This window comes from Moorena sp. SIOASIH (assembly GCF_010671925.1).
In the GTDB taxonomy this organism is placed as follows: Bacteria; Cyanobacteriota; Cyanobacteriia; order Cyanobacteriales; family Coleofasciculaceae; genus Moorena.
On the sequence record NZ_JAAHIH010000006.1, the window covers coordinates 842,206 to 860,912 of the forward strand.

At 43.0% G+C, this 18,707-nt stretch carries 20 protein-coding genes and 1 pseudogene; 7 read left to right on the top strand and 14 right to left on the bottom strand.

Going from position 1 to position 18,707, the window contains the following annotated elements:
• Positions 1–433: 433 nt before the first annotated feature.
• Together F6J90_RS35840 and F6J90_RS35845 are read right to left on the bottom strand one after the other, a co-directional pair.
• The gene (locus F6J90_RS35840) at positions 434–676 is read right to left on the bottom strand and encodes a Uma2 family endonuclease (RefSeq protein WP_293105095.1); all 243 of its coding nucleotides are present in this window, start codon (positions 674–676) and stop codon (positions 434–436) included.
• Positions 677–756: 80 nt separating this feature from the next.
• A complete protein-coding gene (locus tag F6J90_RS35845) occupies positions 757–918 on the bottom strand; it encodes a hypothetical protein (RefSeq protein WP_293105098.1) in 162 nt (53 codons plus the stop codon).
• A 90-nt stretch (positions 919–1,008) separates the two neighbouring features.
• Between F6J90_RS35845 and F6J90_RS35850 the strand changes: the two genes are divergently transcribed.
• On the top strand, positions 1,009–2,382 hold the full coding sequence (locus F6J90_RS35850; protein ID WP_293105100.1) for a transposase: 1,374 nt from the start codon (positions 1,009–1,011) through the stop codon (positions 2,380–2,382).
• On the opposite strand, the gene F6J90_RS35855 is transcribed toward F6J90_RS35850, so the two are convergent.
• On the bottom strand, positions 2,372–2,761 hold the full coding sequence (locus tag F6J90_RS35855) for a Uma2 family endonuclease (RefSeq protein ID WP_293105103.1): 390 nt from the start codon (positions 2,759–2,761) through the stop codon (positions 2,372–2,374). The genes F6J90_RS35850 and F6J90_RS35855 overlap by 11 nt on opposite strands.
• Here F6J90_RS35855 and F6J90_RS35860 point away from each other — a divergent pair.
• The 5 genes from F6J90_RS35860 to F6J90_RS35880 all read left to right on the top strand — a co-directional run bounded on the left by F6J90_RS35860 (position 2,745) and on the right by F6J90_RS35880 (position 6,798).
• On the top strand, positions 2,745–3,062 hold the full coding sequence (locus F6J90_RS35860) for a hypothetical protein (protein WP_293105105.1): 318 nt from the start codon (positions 2,745–2,747) through the stop codon (positions 3,060–3,062). The genes F6J90_RS35855 and F6J90_RS35860 overlap by 17 nt on opposite strands.
• A 62-nt stretch (positions 3,063–3,124) precedes the next feature.
• Positions 3,125–3,526, top strand: coding sequence for a hypothetical protein (locus tag F6J90_RS35865; RefSeq protein ID WP_293105108.1), 402 nt, complete (start codon positions 3,125–3,127; stop codon positions 3,524–3,526).
• Between the two features lie 342 nt (positions 3,527–3,868).
• On the top strand, positions 3,869–6,064 hold the full coding sequence (locus F6J90_RS35870) for a transglycosylase SLT domain-containing protein (RefSeq protein ID WP_293105111.1): 2,196 nt from the start codon (positions 3,869–3,871) through the stop codon (positions 6,062–6,064).
• A 78-nt stretch (positions 6,065–6,142) separates the two neighbouring features.
• Positions 6,143–6,394 carry a hypothetical protein gene (locus F6J90_RS35875; protein ID WP_293105114.1) on the top strand — a complete coding sequence of 84 codons (252 nt, stop codon included), beginning with the start codon at positions 6,143–6,145 and terminating at the stop codon, positions 6,392–6,394.
• Positions 6,301–6,798, top strand: coding sequence for a PPC domain-containing DNA-binding protein (locus F6J90_RS35880; protein WP_293105117.1), 498 nt, complete (start codon positions 6,301–6,303; stop codon positions 6,796–6,798). Before F6J90_RS35875 ends, F6J90_RS35880 begins: the two co-directional genes overlap by 94 nt.
• Positions 6,799–6,843: 45 nt before the next feature.
• Here F6J90_RS35880 and F6J90_RS35885 read toward each other — a convergent pair whose 3' ends face one another.
• From F6J90_RS35885 to F6J90_RS35895, 3 genes are all read right to left on the bottom strand, one after another.
• Positions 6,844–6,984, bottom strand: coding sequence for a hypothetical protein (locus F6J90_RS35885; RefSeq protein ID WP_293105120.1), 141 nt, complete (start codon positions 6,982–6,984; stop codon positions 6,844–6,846).
• Positions 6,985–7,016: 32 nt separating this feature from the next.
• A complete protein-coding gene (locus F6J90_RS35890; protein ID WP_293105122.1) occupies positions 7,017–7,652 on the bottom strand; it encodes a hypothetical protein in 636 nt (211 codons plus the stop codon).
• Between the two features lie 159 nt (positions 7,653–7,811).
• Positions 7,812–8,843, bottom strand: a complete 1,032-nt coding sequence (locus F6J90_RS35895; protein ID WP_293105125.1) for a PfkB family carbohydrate kinase — start codon at positions 8,841–8,843, stop codon at positions 7,812–7,814.
• Positions 8,844–9,429: 586 nt separating this feature from the next.
• Between F6J90_RS35895 and F6J90_RS35900 the strand changes: the two genes are divergently transcribed.
• The gene (locus tag F6J90_RS35900) at positions 9,430–9,984 is read left to right on the top strand and encodes a PEP-CTERM sorting domain-containing protein (protein ID WP_293105127.1); all 555 of its coding nucleotides are present in this window, start codon (positions 9,430–9,432) and stop codon (positions 9,982–9,984) included.
• Positions 9,985–10,592: 608 nt separating this feature from the next.
• On the opposite strand, the gene F6J90_RS35905 is transcribed toward F6J90_RS35900, so the two are convergent.
• From F6J90_RS35905 to F6J90_RS35940, 8 genes and pseudogenes are all read right to left on the bottom strand, one after another.
• Entirely contained in the window at positions 10,593–11,267 is a 675-nt protein-coding gene (locus tag F6J90_RS35905) for an HAD family phosphatase (RefSeq protein ID WP_293105129.1), read from the bottom strand.
• An 8-nt stretch (positions 11,268–11,275) separates the two neighbouring features.
• Complete coding sequence (locus tag F6J90_RS35910) at positions 11,276–12,592, bottom strand: D-arabinono-1,4-lactone oxidase (RefSeq protein ID WP_293105132.1); 1,317 nt, start codon at positions 12,590–12,592, stop codon at positions 11,276–11,278.
• Positions 12,593–12,932: 340 nt separating this feature from the next.
• The gene (locus F6J90_RS35915) at positions 12,933–13,703 is read right to left on the bottom strand and encodes a CmcI family methyltransferase (RefSeq protein WP_293105134.1); all 771 of its coding nucleotides are present in this window, start codon (positions 13,701–13,703) and stop codon (positions 12,933–12,935) included.
• Between the two features lie 30 nt (positions 13,704–13,733).
• Complete coding sequence (locus F6J90_RS35920) at positions 13,734–14,672, bottom strand: sulfotransferase domain-containing protein (RefSeq protein ID WP_293105137.1); 939 nt, start codon at positions 14,670–14,672, stop codon at positions 13,734–13,736.
• A gap of 102 nt (positions 14,673–14,774) precedes the next feature.
• Positions 14,775–14,891: pseudogene (locus F6J90_RS35925) on the bottom strand (IS5/IS1182 family transposase); the annotation flags it as partial.
• A gap of 815 nt (positions 14,892–15,706) precedes the next feature.
• On the bottom strand, positions 15,707–15,892 hold the full coding sequence (locus F6J90_RS35930; RefSeq protein WP_293105140.1) for a hypothetical protein: 186 nt from the start codon (positions 15,890–15,892) through the stop codon (positions 15,707–15,709).
• Positions 15,893–16,099: 207 nt separating this feature from the next.
• Complete coding sequence (locus F6J90_RS35935) at positions 16,100–17,050, bottom strand: glycosyltransferase family 2 protein (RefSeq protein WP_293105142.1); 951 nt, start codon at positions 17,048–17,050, stop codon at positions 16,100–16,102.
• A gap of 93 nt (positions 17,051–17,143) precedes the next feature.
• Positions 17,144–18,427 (bottom strand): pentapeptide repeat-containing protein, encoded by a 1,284-nt coding sequence (locus F6J90_RS35940; protein ID WP_293105145.1) that lies wholly within the window; start codon positions 18,425–18,427, stop codon positions 17,144–17,146.
• Positions 18,428–18,707 lie beyond the last annotated feature (280 nt).

Below are 18,707 nucleotides of genomic sequence, written 5' to 3' on the forward strand. Positions count from 1 at the left end.
TCCCTGCTCCGAAGTCCCTGCTCCCTAAAACCCAAAAATTTGTACCTCACCTAATTTAAAACCGCTATATTCCTCTTCTGTCACTCTCCGAGAAGTAAAATAAGAGAATAAACAGATTGGGGGCGTTGCTTAATAATAGAATGAATTTAAGAGTAGGTGCGCGCCTCCTAGGGCGAGTAAATCGCCCTTGGGTCGCACCTGTGGAATGGGTATCTTCCCCGTTCCTGATTTTTTCGGGTGGGCAGGATGCCCACCCTACTCCTATTCATTCGAAGATTCAGCAACGCCCAACTGAAAGCCTACACTCCCCTAAGGACTCGTGTAAAAATAACCTGAACAGTTTTTTTGCTGGAAGCTATATCTCACAATTTATTCTAGATAAAATTTGTACAACTTATTTTTACATGGCTCCTAACGGGTGAGTGTAGGATGGTCACAAAAACACAATCTGGAGCTGTAACTCAAAACCAGGAAGCAAATGCGATCGCAGTATATCTCCAGGAAACAGGGTCTCGACTAAGGTAAGCTTGGCATTTTGTCGCAGATAAACCTCAAGTTTAGTAGTGCGCCAATCCACAATCCAGTATTCACGAACCCCCCGCACTGAGTAGAGTTTCAATTTGACTTCTCGGTCACGACGCTCATGTTGACTTCCTGGTGATAAAGATTCTATCAAAACGTCCTGAAATCTGAGAACCCCGCGTCTTTAGACCGGGGATGAAAGACAGAGACGGGGTTGACCCCGTCGTATCCGAATTAAGTGTTATTTATCTCTTCTGTGATCCAATTTTCCAAGAATTCTCCGACAGTCGTCCCAGAATCCTTAGCAGAAAGTTGAAGCCATTTCCAAGCGGTATCGGTCAACCAAACACCGTGCCGCTTTTTTAACTCATCGTGATATCCGAGTACCCCCCTCATTATTTTTCTGGCTTTCCGCTCTTTTGTTGAAATAATTAGAAACAATGACTATAATAGAAGTATTTTATAAAAACAAGGAGGTGATAACAAGTGTATAAAACAGTCCCAGTGAGAGCCAACTTATCAGACGGGGAAAAAGCCTTCTGGGAATTTCAATGCCAACAGGCAAATAGTTTGTTTAATTGTGCAATTTATTACGCCAAACAAAAACACTACGCTTGGTTAGAAGAACAAGAGGCTTATACTACCTTTTGGCGAGGGGATGAACTTAGATGTGGTTGGAAGACCTACAAATGTTCGACGAAATATCCTGAGTTATACAAAGCCTTGAAACTTAGTCCTCATTACAAGGGGATGGCTGCTCAGTCCGCCCAGCAGACTTTAAAAACAGTAGGAGAGGCAATCACTAGCTACAACCAATTAGTTTCCCTTTATTACAAGGGACAAGTGGATAGACCAAAATTTCCTAGATACAGGAAGAAGGGCGGACTAGCTGCTGTGACATTCCCTAAGCAGGCTTTAACATTTAAGGAAGGAGTTTTCTATCCTTCAGTTAGCAAAGAAAGCAAGCCTGAACTGATAACTAAGATAGCTCTTGAATTACCTGACTTCATAGATTCTGATTGGGTGAAAGAGGTCACAATTCGCCCATATTACGGACAGTTTTGGATCGATTGGGTTATTAATGACGGCAGAGAGCCCATAAAAGAGAATCCAAATCTGGACTACTCCCAGGCTCTAGGAATAGATCACGGCGAGGATAATTGGCTAACATGCGTTTCTACCAAAGGGAAAAGTTTTATTGTTGATGGCCGCAAACTCAAGTCGATAAACCAGGGGTATTGTAGGCTGGTAGCTAAACACAAGAAAGGTAAGCCTGAGTTTTATTGGGACAAAAACCTTGACAGAATCCAGATAAAAAGAAACAATCAGATGCGAGATGCGGTCAACAAGGCGGCAAGATTCATTATCAATCACTGTCTGTGCGATCGCATTGGGAATCTTGTTGTTGGCTGGAACGAAGGTCAAAAAAAATGTTCTAATATGGGGAAAGATGGAAATCAAAGATTTGTCGCAATTCCTACTGGCCGATTAATAGAAAGACTAAAACAACTCTGTCCGGAATATGGTATCAATTTGATTGTCACCGAAGAATCTTATACCAGTAAAGCATCATTTTTGGACGAGGATCCATTACCGAAAATTGGTGAGAAACCCAAAGGGTGGAGTCCATCGGGAAAGCGTGTAAAACGCGGACTGTATAAGACATCTAAGGGAAAACTGATAAATGCAGACTGTAACGGCGCTGCGAACATTATCCGAAAAGTAACCACACAGCTAATCGACCTAGCCAAGGTGGGTAGGGGAGTTTTGACACTCCCGCACCGGTATGATCCTTTTGAATCTCTTTCTAGATCATACCGAACAAGAAGTGAAGCAGTACGGGTTTACCCTACTGCGTAACAACCTTGTAGAATCCCCCTTTTTTAAGTGGGGGAGATGTCAAGATCAGGTCTGGCGCTTCGGTTAAATGCCCTGCTTCATCCAGCATCTCTGGCAATCGATTCTTGTCGGAAACCCAGACAGCATCCGGTTCCACGGCATTCTCCTGGTCAAAAACAATACCTGGAACTAGGACAGCTTCACCATAACCCTTATCACTTAAAGACCAGAAATCAACGGCACTATATAACCTTCCCACCACCTTGTTGTGGTTCCAATGGCGGGATCTGGTCACAAACAAGTCTCCATCGATAACTTCATATCTATTACCGTCCTCTGGTAACAGATCTAAGTCTGCGGTGGTGAATCGAATCTGATCAACGGTGGTCGTCTCAGTCATAACTTCTTTTCAAGTTCAGTTTGACCCCGTGGGTGGAACTGGCATCTTGGTGTGGAACTGGCATCTTGCCAGTTTCCTGCCTGGTTTCGGGCATCTTGTTGTGGAACGGGCATCAGGGGTAGAACTGGCATCTTGCCAGTTTCCTGCCTGGTTTCGGGCATCTTGTTGTGGAACGGGCATCTTGGTAGAACTGGCATCTTGCCAGTTTCCTGCCTGGTTTCGGGCATCTTGTTGTGGAACGGGCATCTTGGTAGAACTGGCATCTTGCCAGTTTCCTGCCTGGTTTCGGGCATCTTGGTAGAACGGGCATCTTGGTAGAACTGGCATCTTGCCAGTTTCCTGCCTGGTTTCGGGCATCTTGTTGTGGAACGGGCATCAGGGGTAGAACTGGCATCTTGCCAGTTTCCTGCCTGGTTTCGGGCATCAGGGGTAGAACTGGCATCTTGCCAGTTTCCTGCCTGGTTTCGGGCATCAGGGGTAGAACTGGCATCTTGCCAGTTTCCTGCCTGGTTTCGGGCATCTTGGTGGAACTGGCATCTTGCCAGTTTCCTGCCTGGTTTCGGGCATCTTGGTGGAACTGGCATCTTGCCAGTTTCCTGCCTGGTTTCGGGCATCTTGGTAGAACTGGCATCTTGCCAGTTTCCTACCTCGTTTCGGGCTGCCCCAACAAAGCGCGAAGAGTCAGAACACCAAAAAATTCTCCCCATCTCCCCATCTCCCCAAACTCCCTACTCCCTACTCCCTACTCCCTACTCCCTTCCCTAAATAACAAAATTATAGGAAATCCTACCATAAATCGTCACAATTTCAAGTTAACCTAGTTCAAAGATGTGGGATGGGGCGCAGTAAGGGTGGGAAGAATGTGCCTCATCAGGATGATAAGCGCTATAGTTATCATAATACTTATAATAGTTATCTAGTTATTGCTGGCTTCGTGTTCTGTTAAGTCTGACCAAATTTGACAAAATCTGACTAAGTTCGGTTCCAGGTTCTTAGTCAAGAACTTTTTATCATGGTTTATAAAATCAAGAGGGAAACTAGAATACCCTGGTTATGGGTCATATGCTGAGAGACTTTCAACTGCTGAACTGTGTTGGGTGAGGATTTATGTTAAAAGAGCGTAGACAGCAATTTCGGTTATTGGCTGGAGCCATAGTGTTATTGGTATCAGTGTGCCTCGGAGCAGTATTCTTAGGTGTCACCGTAGCAAATCAACTAGAGGAAAAAGAAGAAAACAAGACTGCCAGCCAAGGGTTAACGGAGTCAACAGGCAAATCGGCTGTAGCTCGGCTGGTTTCCCTGCCACCCCAACAACGAGCAACTAACCTAGATGCCTTTGCCTCAGGTCCGAAGTCTCGGGAACAGTATCGCGCCCGTTATCTGTTGGCATCGGATTTAATTCAACAAAATCAGCCAGAACAAGCCCTAAACCATCTCGAAGGGCTTGAGTCAGATTATCCAGTATTGGCATCCCACGTTGTCCTCAAACGTGCTCAAGCTTACCAAGCCATGGGGGATAGCGCTAAGGCCACAGCAGCGTGGACTACTATCCTGAAAAAGTACCCCAACCAAGCAGTGGCAGCAGAAGCCCTTTATCATCTAGGAAAATCTAATCCCAAGCACTGGGACGATGCGATCGCAAAATTTCCTAGCCATCCCCGTACTCTAGAAATTGTCCGACAGCGCCTCAAAGACAATCCCAACCAACTCCCATTACTATTAATCTTAGCCAAGCACACTCCTAAAGCCCTAGGAATGCAGGAGATCCGAGACCGGATCGTTGACAAGTATGCTGACCAACTCACCCCCGAAGACTGGGAAATGATTGGCACTGGTTACTGGGAAACCTGGAAATATGGCAAAGCTGGAAAAGCCTACGCCCAAGCCCCCCGTACTCCCCGCAATCTCTACCGTGCAGGTCGAGGGCTTCATTTAGATACAAAAGCCAGCAAAGGCAAAATCTTTTATGAACAGTTGATCAGCGCCTATCCCAATGCCAAAGAAACGGGATTAGCCTTGAGGCGTCTTGCCAGTATCTCCAAGCCAAAAGAAGCCATAGTCTATCTGGATCAAGTCATCCAGAATTATCCCGATGAAGCTCCTCAAGCCTTGCTCGACAAAGCCAAAATCCTAGAAAAGCTCAACAGCAAAGTTTCTGCTGGCCAAGCTCGTAAGTCGGTACTAACCCAATATGGTAGTTCTGATGCTGCAGCTAATTATCGTTGGCAAATGGCTCAAAAAAAAGCAGCAAAAGGCAAGCTACAAGAAGCATGGCAATGGGCGCAACCGATTACCACCAAAAATCCCGATAGTGACATCGCTGCCCAAGCTGGCTTCTGGGTAGGTCGATGGGCAAGTCAGCTGGGGCGTCCCAATGATGCCAAAGCTGCCTTTGAGCATGTAATAGCTCGTTATCCAGAATCCTACTATGCATGGCGGTCGGCCAACTATTTAGGCTGGAATGTAGGGGACTTCACCTCCGTGCGCTACTTAATGCCCAAAGTGGTCAGACCCCAAGCTAGACCCTTACTAACCGACGGTTCTGGAACCTTAAAAGAACTGTACCAACTTGGTCAAGATTACGATGCTTGGGCTCTGTGGCAAGTGGAATTAGGAGAGCGCAAAGAACTCAGTGTCTCAGAGCAATTTAGTGATGGTTTATTGCGGCTAGGGATTGGGGATAATCTCAAAGGCATTAACCAAGTCTGGAGCCTAAAACGACGAGAGACTCCCCAAGAAAAAGCGGAATGGGCAGCACTGCGTGACGAACCAAAATACTGGCATGCTCTATTTCCCTTCCCTTTCCAAAATTCAATTCTTAACTGGTCTGGTCAACGGCAGCTTAATCCCTTACTAGTAACTGCCTTAATTCGCCAAGAGTCTAGATTTGAGCCAGAAATCCGTTCCGTTGCTGGTGCCATGGGTTTAATGCAAGTGATGCCAGGAACAGGTAGTTGGGTTGCCCAAAAAATCCAGTTGAAAGAATACAATCTTAAAAACCCTGATGACAACATTAAATTGGGCACATGGTATCTAAGCTTTACCCACCAACAGAACAATAATAACTCCCTACTAGCCGTTGCCAGTTACAATGCCGGTCCCGGTAATGTATCCAAATGGGTGAATAGATACGGTTTTAGTGACCCCGACGCCTTTATTGAAAAAATTCCCTTTCGAGAAACCAAAGGTTACGTGAAAACAGTGTTTGGTAATTATTGGAATTATTTGCGACTCTATAATCCTGATATTTCCCGGATGGTAGAAGCTCACGCTGCTACTAATTCAGTAGCATCATCTAAATGATTTTAGGGAGTCGGGAGTCGGGAGTCGGGAGTCGGGAGTCGGGAGTCGGGAGTCGGGAGTAGAGAAAGAGAGGGAAGTGTGGGAGGTGTGGGAGGTGTGGGGAGATGGGGAGATGGGGAGATCGGGAGATGGGGAGATGGGGAGATCGGGAGATGGGGAGATCGGGAGATGGGGAGATCGGGAGATGGGGAGATCGGGAGATGGGGAGAAGCAGCAAAAGCTTTTGTAGTAAACTTTTGCCTATTGCCTATTGCCTATTGCCTATTGCCTGTTCCCTATTCCCTGTTCCCTATTCCCTATTCCCTGTTCCCTGTTCCCTTGGCTATATGATTAAAGCGTTTGCGATTAGGATACAACCGGATCAGGATTTAAAAGCTAGCCTAATCAATATTGTCAAACAAAAAACTATTCAAGCTGGTTTTATCCTGACAGCTGTTGGCAGTCTCAAACAAGCTAACCTTCGATTCGCTAATCAAAATACTACCCAATTATTTATCGAAAAATTCGAGATAGTATCTTTAGTTGGAACTCTATCCATCCATGGTGTCCATTTACACATTTCCCTTGCTGATAAAAATGGTAAAGTTATAGGTGGTCACCTAGCTGAAGATTGTATCATCTATACAACAGCCGAGATAGTAATCGGAACCAGTGAAGAATTTAGTTTTCTGAGAACACTCGATCAAAAAACTGGCTACAAAGAACTGGAAGTTCGGAATAAAAATGTAGTGTGATTGTAAGCTATCAGCTATTAGCTCTCAGCTCTCAGCTCTCAGCTATCAGCCATTAGCCCTAGGCCAAGCTACACCGAACAGCTTTTGAATAAAATAAACTGACGGCTGACCACTGACCGCTGACCGCTGACCGCTGACCACTGACCGCTGACCGCTGACCGCTGACCGCTGAATGCTTACATCCACAAAACCTGAAACTATGAAGACTACTGAAACAATTAAACCCGTTTTGATAAGTTCTTGAGTAATGAACTAGTCCCCAAAGCAGCTAATCCTAAGAAACCTAACAGTGATGTGGTTTCAGGAACAGGGGCGGGCTGAACATCAAGACCTTGGCTAGCTGGTTTAAAGAGACTGGTTACATTTATACCATTAGCATCAATTGCAGAGGTAACGGTAACTGCTAAGTCAGGCAATCCATCATTCTTAAACCCAGGGAGTACTTCGTAAGTTGCCCTAACTATCTCTAGAGTAGAGTTTGGAGAAACTCCAATTGAATCACTACGTTGAAAAAGTGCTGTAGGTATTCCAAAGGGTGGGTTTTCTATTAAGTTTCCGGTAAACTCTGAAAAAGCAGCTCTATCTCCATCTGTCCTAAATACTTCTAGAGTAAGAAGCTCAGTAGGATCTTGTGGTGAAAGAATCTCCAATGACTGTAAATTAGCGGTGAGACCGCTAGTATCTAAAATGAAAGAGAAATCAATGGTGTCACCAACATTGACTTCAAGGTCATTGATGGCATCTTTGTCTAATTGTGATCCAATCGGAGTGAATGATACGGAGGCTCCATAAGCTGGAGTAACTGCGATCGCTCCCAGAAGTACGAAAGAAGCACTAATGTCAGTTAATTTCATCAGTATTGATATAAAAAACTACTATCAATAGTTAATCAAACATTCCTGGATTTGATTATGAAGAGTAAGTAAACTTAGCTAAAAGATTAAGTGATGAAAATAAAAACTAATGATGAAAGAAAAAACGTAAGCATATGCGCGTAGCGCATATGCTTACGTTTATGCTTCAACCTCCAACAATCCCCGTAAAGCCTCTTTCATCTCATCCTGACTAGTAGTTGCTGTCCCAAACTGGCGCACCACAATGCTAGCGGCCAAATTCCCCAAAACCGCTGCTTCCCAGTAAGAAGCCCCCAGACACAAGCTCAAGGTCAGGGCTGCGACCACCGTATCCCCAGCACCAGTGACATCAAACACATCGGTGCGATTAAAGGCTGGGATATGCTCAACCTTACCATCACGACCAAACAAACTCATCCCCTGTTCACCACGAGTAATCAGAATTTGTTCCCCTTGAGTCAGTGCCAACAAATCTCTACCAGCTCTCAACAAATCGTCAAAACTCTTAATCCCATACCCCACTGCTCGCTCCGCTTCTGGCAGATTGGGAGTAAAAACTCTAGCGCCATGATAACGCTCCAGATCCTTCTGAGTATCTACAATGGTGCGGTCGTGAGACAAAACCGCTTCAATCACTGGTGGTGTAAACACACCATCTCCGTAATCAGAACAAACTACAGCATCTACCTGACCTAAATGCTGTCGTATTTGTGCTGCCAACTCTAACTGCTTATCCCGGTCGGGCAATTCATCTGACTTGCGGTCTATTCGCACAATCTGCTGAGTCACCGACTGACGGGCATGACCAGCAATCCGGCTTTTAGTCACAGTTGGTCGGTCTGGATCAATTACGATCGCACTAGTATCAATCTCCACCTCCTCAAACATCGTCCGCAGCACTTGCCCTTGAGGATCTTTACTCAAAAACCCAGCTACCTTAACCTCTGCTCCCAGCTTAGCAAAATTATAAACAGCATTTGCCCCACCACCAGGAGTTTGACGAGTGGTTTCATGACGTATTATTAATACTGGTGCTTCTCGTGAAATTCGTTCCACTTCACCTGTGAGAAACTCATCAAGAGTTAAATCACCAACCACGAGCACCTTGGATTGCTTAAAACCATCAATTAGCTCAAACAAACGGGGAGCTGAAGCAGTTAGTTGAGTTTTGAAAGACGCAAATTCAGTCATAGAGCAAAGAGAGTAGGGAGTAGGGAGTAGGGAGTAGGGAGTCGGGATAATAAAATTTAATGTACTTGATAACTGTGATAACGCTATAGTTTAGTATTAATTAGTTTATCCTTACTGTTACTTTAAATACCAGCTATCAGCTATCAGCTATCAGCTTTTACCCAGACTTTCAATTCCCATTAATCTCGAAGTCTTAAATTCTCCCGTTCCAGGTTGATCTTAAGCTTACAGCTGACCGCTGACAGCTGTTCGCGTAGCCTGCGCGTAGCGCATATGCTTAGGGATTAGTTTACCAGAATGTGGTTGGGATTTATCAAAACGTTTTCAACTAAGTACTTGGACATCAATTATGTTAACTGTGTTAAGAAATTTAAAGTTTATAAACCCGTTTCTGTTCCCTGTTCCTTACTCGCTAATTCCTATTGCTATAGTATCAACCGTTATTCACAATAGCATTTTATTATTTTTAAGTAAGTTTTATGTAAAGTTTATGTATTGTTAGTCAATTATCCTGCCCCTTGCTATAGACTTATTTTTATTACTTAAGCCTCAGTACTATCAACAAATGATTACCAGGGGTAAATCAATGTTAAAGCTACAAAGTATCTGCCAAAACTTAGCACTACTAACTACTGGTGCGGCTTTAAGCCTAGCAGTTATTGAAACTAATCCTGCCCAAGCTATTACCATTACCTATGAGTTTTCAACAGAAGAATTTTCTGGTAAGTTCAGCTATGATGACGCCAATGAAACTCGGAGAGAATTTGATTATCGTGAGCCTGGTATTACCGTGGTCGAGTTAACGTATCCAGTAGATGAGATTGAGTTTTTTTTCAACAATAGAACCTATACCAAGGCGGATTCTACGAGAGAGCCTGTATGGTCAATCCTGGCCGAACAAGGCCAGCTAAGTTGGGCTACAGAAGATTTTAGTTTTAATCCTGATAGTGGTCCGAGTATTTTCGGAGACTTATTTACTGCGTTCGAGGTAGATGGAGAATTCGTAGACACAGTGAGTTTTAGGCTGGTTGAAGATGAACCACCAGCAAGTGTACCTGAACCTGGCACAGTTATAGGACTTACTCTTTTAGGTTTAGGCTGGCTCTCACAGAAAAAGATAGCATCTTCGCCAAAGGTATAGAAAAAACAGACTAAAAAAACCTAAGCATATCCGCTACGCGCACGCTACGTGAACAGCTATCAGCCTATGCGCTACGGGCACGCTACTTGAGGTGCCGTCAGCTTTTGAATAAAACAGGTAAGCATCAGGGCTATAGCAATCCTATATGATTCGTGAAATATATTGGCCAAAGCTATCGTTATAACCCTTGCCCAGTAAGGATTTACGATTTTGCAGATTTTACAAATGATTTAGGATTGCTATATATAGCAATTCTCAGGAGGAGTGAGCGACATTGCTTATCCTTTTAAGGCAGAAGGCACCCACCCCAGGGCAAAGGCATCTTATTTTGAAACGCCTACTGGATATGAGATTCATAGGATAAGTACTTTTGCTGATCAATTTTGAAATCTTTGTTAGGTGCGCTTTCCGCATCTAATTATTAAATTCGCCACGGGTCGCACCTCTTGATGCAGTGCGGTCATGGGGGAAACCACGGCAGTCGCTCATGGGGGGAACCCCCACATGAAGGCGCTGCCTTCCCAAGACCGTAATGGTGCGTTTGACCCGTAATTAAATTCGCCACGGGTCGCACCTGAGGCATCGCTTCTGAGTAAGGCTTATAGAATTTAGATGCGTTTGCCCTGGTCAAACAAGGCTTCCATACTGCCACTCACAAGAAATTCCTTTAAAGAACCGAAAACTTCTCTTGCTCCCTTATTTATTAACAGCTTCTCTTGAAAGTTAGAACTAATACCAATGCAATACATACCAGCAGCATCTCCAGCTTGTATACCAGTTGGACTGTCTTCAAAAACTAAAACTCGCGAGTTGAAGCTTGATGGGATATTAAGCTTTTTGGCACAAGCTAGATAAGGATCGGGATGAGGTTTTTTGCGTGCACAATCTTCGTAGCCCAATACAACCGTAAAAGCAAGATTGTAGTGAGTTAAAATTTTAGTAATGTATCTTCTCGACCCATTGCTTACAATCCCATAGGGAACCTTTTTTGCTTGTAACAAATCCACTACTTCTTCCACCCCTTCTAAGAGAGAGGGGTATAGAGTGGAAGATAACATAAGAGATAGCTTGGTTTCAGCCAGAACTTCAGCCCGATCGGTCTTTCCTATCTGAGTAGCTAGAAAAAGAGCAATTTCGCCAGATGCTCTTCCAGTGAGTTTTTTCCTGGGATAATCTGGCATAGTAGTGCCAAATACTATTTGATACGCTTGTCTCCACATTTGACTGTGAATCTCAAAGCTATCAACCAGAACTCCATCAAAATCAAAGATAACCCCTTTCAAATAATATGTCATGCAAATATTTTTTGTAGATAACCGTTCAGAAACTTTCCTCTTGGGTCCATTTGCCTGCGAAGGTTAATAAATTCTTCCCACTTTGGATAAATCTTTTTGAAGTCGCTAGCAGTCATCCTATGTCTTTTAGCCCAATGTGGTCGCCCCTCATACTTCTTAAATACATCCTCAATAGTTTTAAATGCAGAGTATGAGTCAGCATGCTCTGGAATACGTGTAACGCAGCCCACAGTTACAATGTCGCAATCGTAAGCATAACTCAACCATGCTGTCTCTCGACAAATAAAACGAATATCCATCGGAATATGAGCATAGGATTTATTCTGGTGAGAGTTGAGAGTTTTTTTGAGTTCTAAAAAACAGGCTTCAAAACGGTCTCTTGGAACGATCCACTCAGACAGTTCAATTGTCGAGCCCCTCGATTTTGTCACTGTTTCTTCATACAGCCTTCCTAGATGTAAATAGACATGATTAAAAAAGAGCCTTTGAATAATCTTGTTAGCCAGAACAGTTAAAAATGGATATTTAACTGTATATTTATACAGTAATGCAGAAACTTTTCTTCTATGCTTAATGTACCAGGGCTTTTTAGATGTATTGTGGTTCAGTGATTCTGTCTTAATCCCTTTAATTACATAGCCATATCCTGTATGTGGGAGCCACAATATTCTATAAAAAAAATTGTTTGATAGTTCTTTTTTCCATGTACTTAGCCAAATATTATCCTCTATCGGCTCTTCTTTGATGTATAATAAAAAAGCTGGCTCACACTTGATTGTCACCGTTGAAATCACTCCCAATAAACCCAATGATACTTGGGTCGCATCCATGAGAGGAGAACCTTGGGTTACATTAATAACAGTGCCATCAGCAGTTATCAAACGACAAGAAGTAATATAGTATGACAGCAAATGAGCTTCTCTTCCAGTGCCATGAGTTCCGGTTGCTAAAGCACCCCCTAGAGAGATCGTATCAATGTCGGGTAAAGCAGGTAAAGACCATCCTTCAATATCGATTGCCCTTAAAAGGCTTTTTAGAGTTATTCCACTTTGGACTGTTATTTCCATTTGCTCTTTATCAATTTTAAGTATTTCATTATACTTTTCTAAGGAAATTAAAGTTGAGGTGCCAGCACAAATGTCAGCAGATGATTTTCCAGTCCCAATTACGCGAACACTAGAAGTATTTTGAATAATTTCAATTAACTCAGTTTCATTTGTTGGGGTGCAAAGGGTTTCATAAGAATGTTTAATTCTGTTATTCCAACTTTTCCAAACTTTTCCAGTACTATTTGATTGTGATTGCCTAATCATGTTCGATGCCTCAAAAAAATTTAGCTTAATCTATTGTTAGGACAACACTCTGAAGTCACTCAAAATTCCAACAGCAAACGTCTGCTGTACAATACCTATAAAATTCTGGCAAAACCAGGAAAAACCTTGCAATGACCAGTTTTAAGGCTTGCTTCCTGCTTCAATCTAGGGGGGCGACTGCTTCTAGTTCACAGTCACAGGCGTAACTTTGGGTACAGCCTAACCTAGTAAATTGATTCACGAACCCGTACTGGGACAAATACTATCATAGACAGTAAAAGATGCCCCGTCTTTTTTACCCTTTTTCTTAAACTTAAAAGCTCTGCTGAAATTACAGATTTCACACTTTTTTGATAACTGAATTCCAATTCTTTGAAACATTGTAGCCATACATATCTAAGTAATAACTATCTATTAAATACTCATCTTCATGATTTTTCAGCCATCCTTCCAACTCTTTCATTAGCCTTTCCCCTAATGTTTCTTGGTCGGGATAATCTTCTTCATAGGTGCCAATAACTTTCTCATCTTTGATGCCACGCTTCCACATTAAAGGATTAGTATCCTCAATAATGATATAGTCTCCACTCTGAAGACCATTGTTATGAAAATACTCTAAAATTCCCGCTGAATTGACATGAGCATCTTCAGTAATGAACCAAGGATGAGGGAGAGTAGAGAGTAGCTCGGGAGGCAATATAGACTCTATGCAATTACTATCTCCTTCTATAAACCGAACTCTTGGGTGGTCTTTCGCCTTATCATCTAGGAGAGATAAATCTATGTCAATTGAGTAAACGCAGCTTTCAATTTCCAATGCCTTCGCAATATCTGCAAACCAAATTGCACTACCACCATTGAATGCACCGATTTCAATAATCGTTTTAGGTTGAAGCTCGTACATCAGCATCGGATAAAGAGTGATTTCCGGAACTCCTTTAGCCAAAATCATTCCTTTCCATGTCTGTAAATTGTTGTTTTGCAACAGATTTTTCCACGCGGCTTCTGGAAGATCACTACGATACTCTCGATCAGAAATCTTGACAAACCGTTTTTGGTTCGATAGTTCGTGTTTATGTTTGGCAATTTGAACTGTTGTTTTGAAACTCATAATATTATCCTTTCATATGTTCATAGATAATCATACAATAGTTTCATTGAATTCACAATCTAATTGACCTGTGTTGAGCCAATGAAAACAGTCTTGTTCCAATTGTGTCCGAGCTATCTGTTCGTACTTGTCAAGATCTTCAGAAGTTAAAACATTTCGCCATTGACTCTTCTCACCCTTCCGAAAAAAGACATTGGCTCCTCCTTCTAAAAAAGTTCCATTGAAAGGAGCTAACAACTCTGCGTTTTGTTTCATATAGCTAAAACTGCAATGTTCAAGAATCCTTTCCCAGTTTTCAGGTTTGATTGAAATATCTAGAAAAGCTGCAATTCGCTTCACCTGTCCTGGCAAATCTTGTTTAAGCAAATTAAAATGAACAAGTAATACATTAGGCAATCCTCGAATATTCCACCCCGAACGAATGTGGTTCCAGTATGACAAGATAGGATATCCGTCTAGATCGAGCCACTGATGAAAATAATCTCGAAACGATATCGTAGGCTTTCGCACTATCCCAACACGGCAAGGTGTTTTATTCATCATTTTAAATGTCTCACTCCATTTGTCTGTAATTAAGCAATTATAGTGATAAAAACTCCAGATTACGTCTTTTCCCTCTCTAGCAACATAAATATACTTTGACCTCGAAGAAAATGATAACGAGTCTGGGGGTAAATGACTTTTTAAAAAGCGACGATGGGTTTGTGCTTCAAGATTTTTTAGCCTTATTTCTTTCGAGATAATTGGCGACTCTACCCAAGGGGATAATTTTGGTATATCTAAACCTTCTTGTCCTTGAAACAACAACTGAGAAACAATTTGTTGCATCCAAGTTGTTCCAGACTTGGGATAAGTTGCAATAATAATATCCCCATCTCTAAACCGGAAATCGTTCCAGATACTCGAATCAACATAATCATAATTATGCCATTCTTCAGTCTTTTGATGTTGTTTGGTTTTCGCAGTCATAGTGAAGGCTCCCTAAAATTAGAAACGAATCTTAATAGACCTCTTGCAAACTTGGCTTTGTGCTATAATGTAAAATCAAAACAACCATGGCGCTTCCCTCAGTTAATGATTATAGATAGCCGCAATCAAATTGCAGCGCCAACCAAAACGACGACGGCGATTACGATAACGCCCTTGAAGCACCTTAAAAATCTTTAAGCGTCTGTTAATATGCTCAATACAGAAATGATTTGACCCGTATCTTGATCAACAATCAGTTAGATTTTGAGGGTGTGACTCTTTTTTTGGCGTTGCTGAGCCAAAGAATGGTATAATAAAAAGAAAACCATAGTAGTTCCGTACTAGTTGCTTTTTTCCAGGGAGGCGGAACTGACCCGATTGCAAAGCGAGCATTTTCAAAAGAGCACAAACCATTGCTTAAAAAGTTTTTGGGGTAATTCCGAAGCACCGTTTGAACTTTTGAGCTGAGAGATTTTGAGCAGATGCATAATTGATCAACAGAAGGGTGTAAAGGCAAGCCACCTTTAAATATACCATGTAATGTATTTTGCAAGAGGTCTATTAAAGAATGCGCCCAAGGCACATCGAATACTCTTCGTAATTAATATACAATAAGACACGACGTACAGTACGCCTAAGTTGGAAGCCTGTTTTTCGGAGCTAACAGATAGTAAATGGCTCTTCCGTACTTGTTATGCTAAATTAACACTTTGGCGAAGGGACTTCTGAGCAGGGACTGAGGCCGTGGGCCACGCGGGGCGCGTTCGGAGCAGTGGAAAGAGGCAGTATTTAGACATTTTTGTTAATTAAATAGCCTCAGAACCCTGTCTTGATGCAGTCGCTCATGGGGGAAACCCCCAAGACCGTAATGGTGCGTTTTCCGCATTAAGAATTAAATTCGCCACGGGTCGCACCTCTGCATCGCTTGTAGAGTAAGCTTTCTGATTTTTTTAACTTGAAATGAGCCCATAGCAGGTACTGAAGAACCTAGTAAATTAACTCCTCACGGTAACTTGAAATCCAATCTCCAATTTCTAAAAATCCTTGATTTCCTGCAGCGTTCGCCTTTGGCGGCTCCTTCGGAGCATGGCCAAAGTAAATAGTGGTAGGCACAGTGGCAGAGTGTGGCGCTGTCCGGCACGACGACGAGGATATTCTAGTCCAGCTTTGGCTTCTATAATTGCGATTTGAGACACGGGAGTAGATGCATTAAATGGCATTTGCCCTGAATTATACCATATTCCGATTACATTTAGAATAAAATAGCCCTGGGTAAGCATTAGTTTAATCTGAGTTAACTCACAGCGTCGTTCGCACAGCGTGGCCAAAGGCCAAAGCCTGTGCTACAAAGAAGCCTGTGCCACAAAGCTCTTTTATTTGAAGCATGATAGCTGATAGCTGATAGCTGATAGCTGTCAGCTGATTCCTTACTTTGATACTCCTTCCTCCACAAACCCCCTCACTTCTGATAAAACATACAATGGTCTTCCTTTAACTTCTTCATAAATCCGTCCTACATATTCCCCCAAAATACCAATAGATACTAACTGCACAGCTCCCAAAAAGAAAATTGCAATCATAATGGTGGCAAACCCAGTCACAGGAGAATTCGGTTCAAAAATCCGCCAGTAAAGCACTAACCCTGCCATTAATAGCGCTATCGCTGTTGCTAATAATCCCAGATAAGTAGCGATTCGCAATGGCACTTTAGAAAAAGAAACCAGTGCATCTACTGCTAGGGCTAGGGATTTACGAATGGTGTATTTAATCTCACCAGCAAAGCGGGGGTCACGTACATAGGAAACAGAGGTTTGCCGCAACCCTACCCAAGAACGCAATCCCCGCACGTAACGGTTGCGTTCTGGCATAGCATTGAGTACATCAACCACCCGTCGATCCATTAAACAAAAGTCCCCCGTATCTAAGGGAATCTCGACATTGGCTAGACGGCGCAGTAAGCGATAAAATAGGTAAGCGGGAAAGCGCTTTAACCAACTTTCACGACGTCTCTGGGTGCGCTGAGCATAAACGATTTGATAACCCTGCTGCCATTTTTCCACTAGCACTGGGATGATCTCTGGTGGGTCTTGTAAATCAGCATCTAGCACAATAATCCCTTGACCCCGCACAAAATTTAGACCGGCAGTGACAGCAATTTGATGACCAAAGTTACGGGAAAGACTTAGGTAACATACCCTTGGGTCTTTTTGATGAAGGTCTCGCATCAGCTCTAGAGAGCGATCGCAACTGCCATCATTGACTAGAATTAACTCCACCTCCCCCAACTGATCCATTACTATACTGATGCGTCGGTACAGTTCTAAAATACTGTTTTCCTCGTTATATACAGGAATAACCAGGGAATAGGTTGGGTTCATCGTTCTTCAACATTTTTGAATTAAGAATGTAGAATGCAGAATGTAGAATTCTAAATTCTTAATTCTACATTCTGCATTCTGACAGACAACCTTCTAACGCCCTAAGTTATTAGGAATTCCCTGACAACCACCAGGGATGGTTTTTCTTGACTTTTCACCGGACCAAGCACAGCAATAGTAGTGCTGCTTTTCATCCATCCGCTGGACACCGGTGAAGTTAACATTTTCCACTACTGCACCGGTGTAAGCTCCAGTGCGATAGTCAGGGGGATGGGTACGACTGCGGGGACTGGCAGTTTCTACTGAACCATAGAATAGGCGGACTCCCTTGAGGTCAGCACCAGTGAGGTTGGCTTCATATAAAACAGTGCGGGATAGATTCGCTTGCACTAAGTCACTGAAGCTGAGATTGGCTCTGACCATATTAGCTTCGCCGAGTTCTGTCCAACGCAAATCTGTACCACTCAGGTCTGATCCGGCTAACATTACATTCAGGTCAATAACCCTTATACCATAAACTCGGTCTTCTTGGTATCCTCCATACCCATCCAACATGGGGCGTCCTAAATGATTATCTCGTCTGAGGGGAGTCAGTAAACGGGCTTGGGACAAAAATCTGAGCACTTTGGCTTTCCCATGGGCATCCACACTACTGAGAATTGCAGCGGTTCTTCCTTCGCAAAATGCCCTCTCTTGGGGCCAATCTTCTAGCAATCCCTGATCATCTAAGGCTAGATCTGAAACTCCCTGAAAGTAAGCATCAATGGTTTGCTGCTGGGTAATCATATTTTGCTGGATGGTCAGGTCTTTGGAAATGACATATTGTCGCCAAGCAATGAATACTGCTAGGACGGCAATCAAAATCTGTCCCAAAGCACCCACCCAATCAGCCCATGACCCAAATTCATCCCATTTAATTTTAACCAACCAATTGCTGATGTTTTGGTAAACACCAAGAAAGTTCAGTAAGCCACTTATTCCTGCTACCACTCCGATCGAGGCAATAACTTTGATTCTTTGTTGCGGTGGCAACAAATTAGTAAGCCATTGTTTGACAACCGGTAAAATCACTGGCAATGAAACCAGCAGCGCTACAATAGCTCCGGATATCCCAATCCAGAGGTTATCAATCACTAGCCCAACAATCATGATAGCGATCGCACTGAGAATAATTACGCTTAGGGAGCGATTAGCAGGAGTAACCGATCCAATAGTTGGTTTATTGGGCAGATTTGACAACGGCAGGGTAGATAAATGTTGATCCTCTTGAGTTTGGGGAGGAGATGGTGGTGAATTACCATTGGCTGAGTTCTTGGCACTACCGTTGTTACTATGTTCAGGCTGATTGGGTGGCAGAGGCTCAGGCAAGTTAGTCATGGCATTCCCATCAAAATAAGCTCAAGGTCAAGCAACATTACAAAATAATACAGCTCTTGGACACTCTGATCGTTTTTTAGCTGGCTCGCGAGAAGCCCCGCGCTATAATCTCGCTCTTTAGCGTCGGGATGATAGCCCGACAAGGTCGCTCTGCTCAATTGTCAATTTGGAACTTTAATTTTTGACCAGCGTCTATAATTAACATAGTAGGTCAAGTCAAATTAAGAGCTAACCGCCACCTACGTTATCGAACCTTAACAACCACCGAATATGGGGTTCC

What these genes read in the sequence shown, in the direction of transcription:
- F6J90_RS35845 (WP_293105098.1), bottom strand. Translation starts at nt 918, where the DNA reads ATGAGGGGGGTACTCGGATATCACGATGAGTTAAAAAAGCGGCACGGT.
- F6J90_RS35855 (WP_293105103.1), bottom strand. Translation starts at nt 2,761, where the DNA reads ATGACTGAGACGACCACCGTTGATCAGATTCGATTCACCACCGCAGAC.
- F6J90_RS35870 (WP_293105111.1), top strand. Translation starts at nt 3,869, where the DNA reads ATGTTAAAAGAGCGTAGACAGCAATTTCGGTTATTGGCTGGAGCCATA.
- F6J90_RS35890 (WP_293105122.1), bottom strand. Translation starts at nt 7,652, where the DNA reads ATGAAATTAACTGACATTAGTGCTTCTTTCGTACTTCTGGGAGCGATC.
- F6J90_RS35895 (WP_293105125.1), bottom strand. Translation starts at nt 8,843, where the DNA reads ATGACTGAATTTGCGTCTTTCAAAACTCAACTAACTGCTTCAGCTCCC.
- F6J90_RS35900 (WP_293105127.1), top strand. Translation starts at nt 9,430, where the DNA reads ATGTTAAAGCTACAAAGTATCTGCCAAAACTTAGCACTACTAACTACT.
- F6J90_RS35910 (WP_293105132.1), bottom strand. Translation starts at nt 12,592, where the DNA reads ATGATTAGGCAATCACAATCAAATAGTACTGGAAAAGTTTGGAAAAGT.
- F6J90_RS35915 (WP_293105134.1), bottom strand. Translation starts at nt 13,703, where the DNA reads ATGAGTTTCAAAACAACAGTTCAAATTGCCAAACATAAACACGAACTA.
- F6J90_RS35920 (WP_293105137.1), bottom strand. Translation starts at nt 14,672, where the DNA reads ATGACTGCGAAAACCAAACAACATCAAAAGACTGAAGAATGGCATAAT.
- F6J90_RS35930 (WP_293105140.1), bottom strand. Translation starts at nt 15,892, where the DNA reads ATGCCATTTAATGCATCTACTCCCGTGTCTCAAATCGCAATTATAGAA.
- F6J90_RS35935 (WP_293105142.1), bottom strand. Translation starts at nt 17,050, where the DNA reads ATGAACCCAACCTATTCCCTGGTTATTCCTGTATATAACGAGGAAAAC.
- F6J90_RS35940 (WP_293105145.1), bottom strand. Translation starts at nt 18,427, where the DNA reads ATGACTAACTTGCCTGAGCCTCTGCCACCCAATCAGCCTGAACATAGT.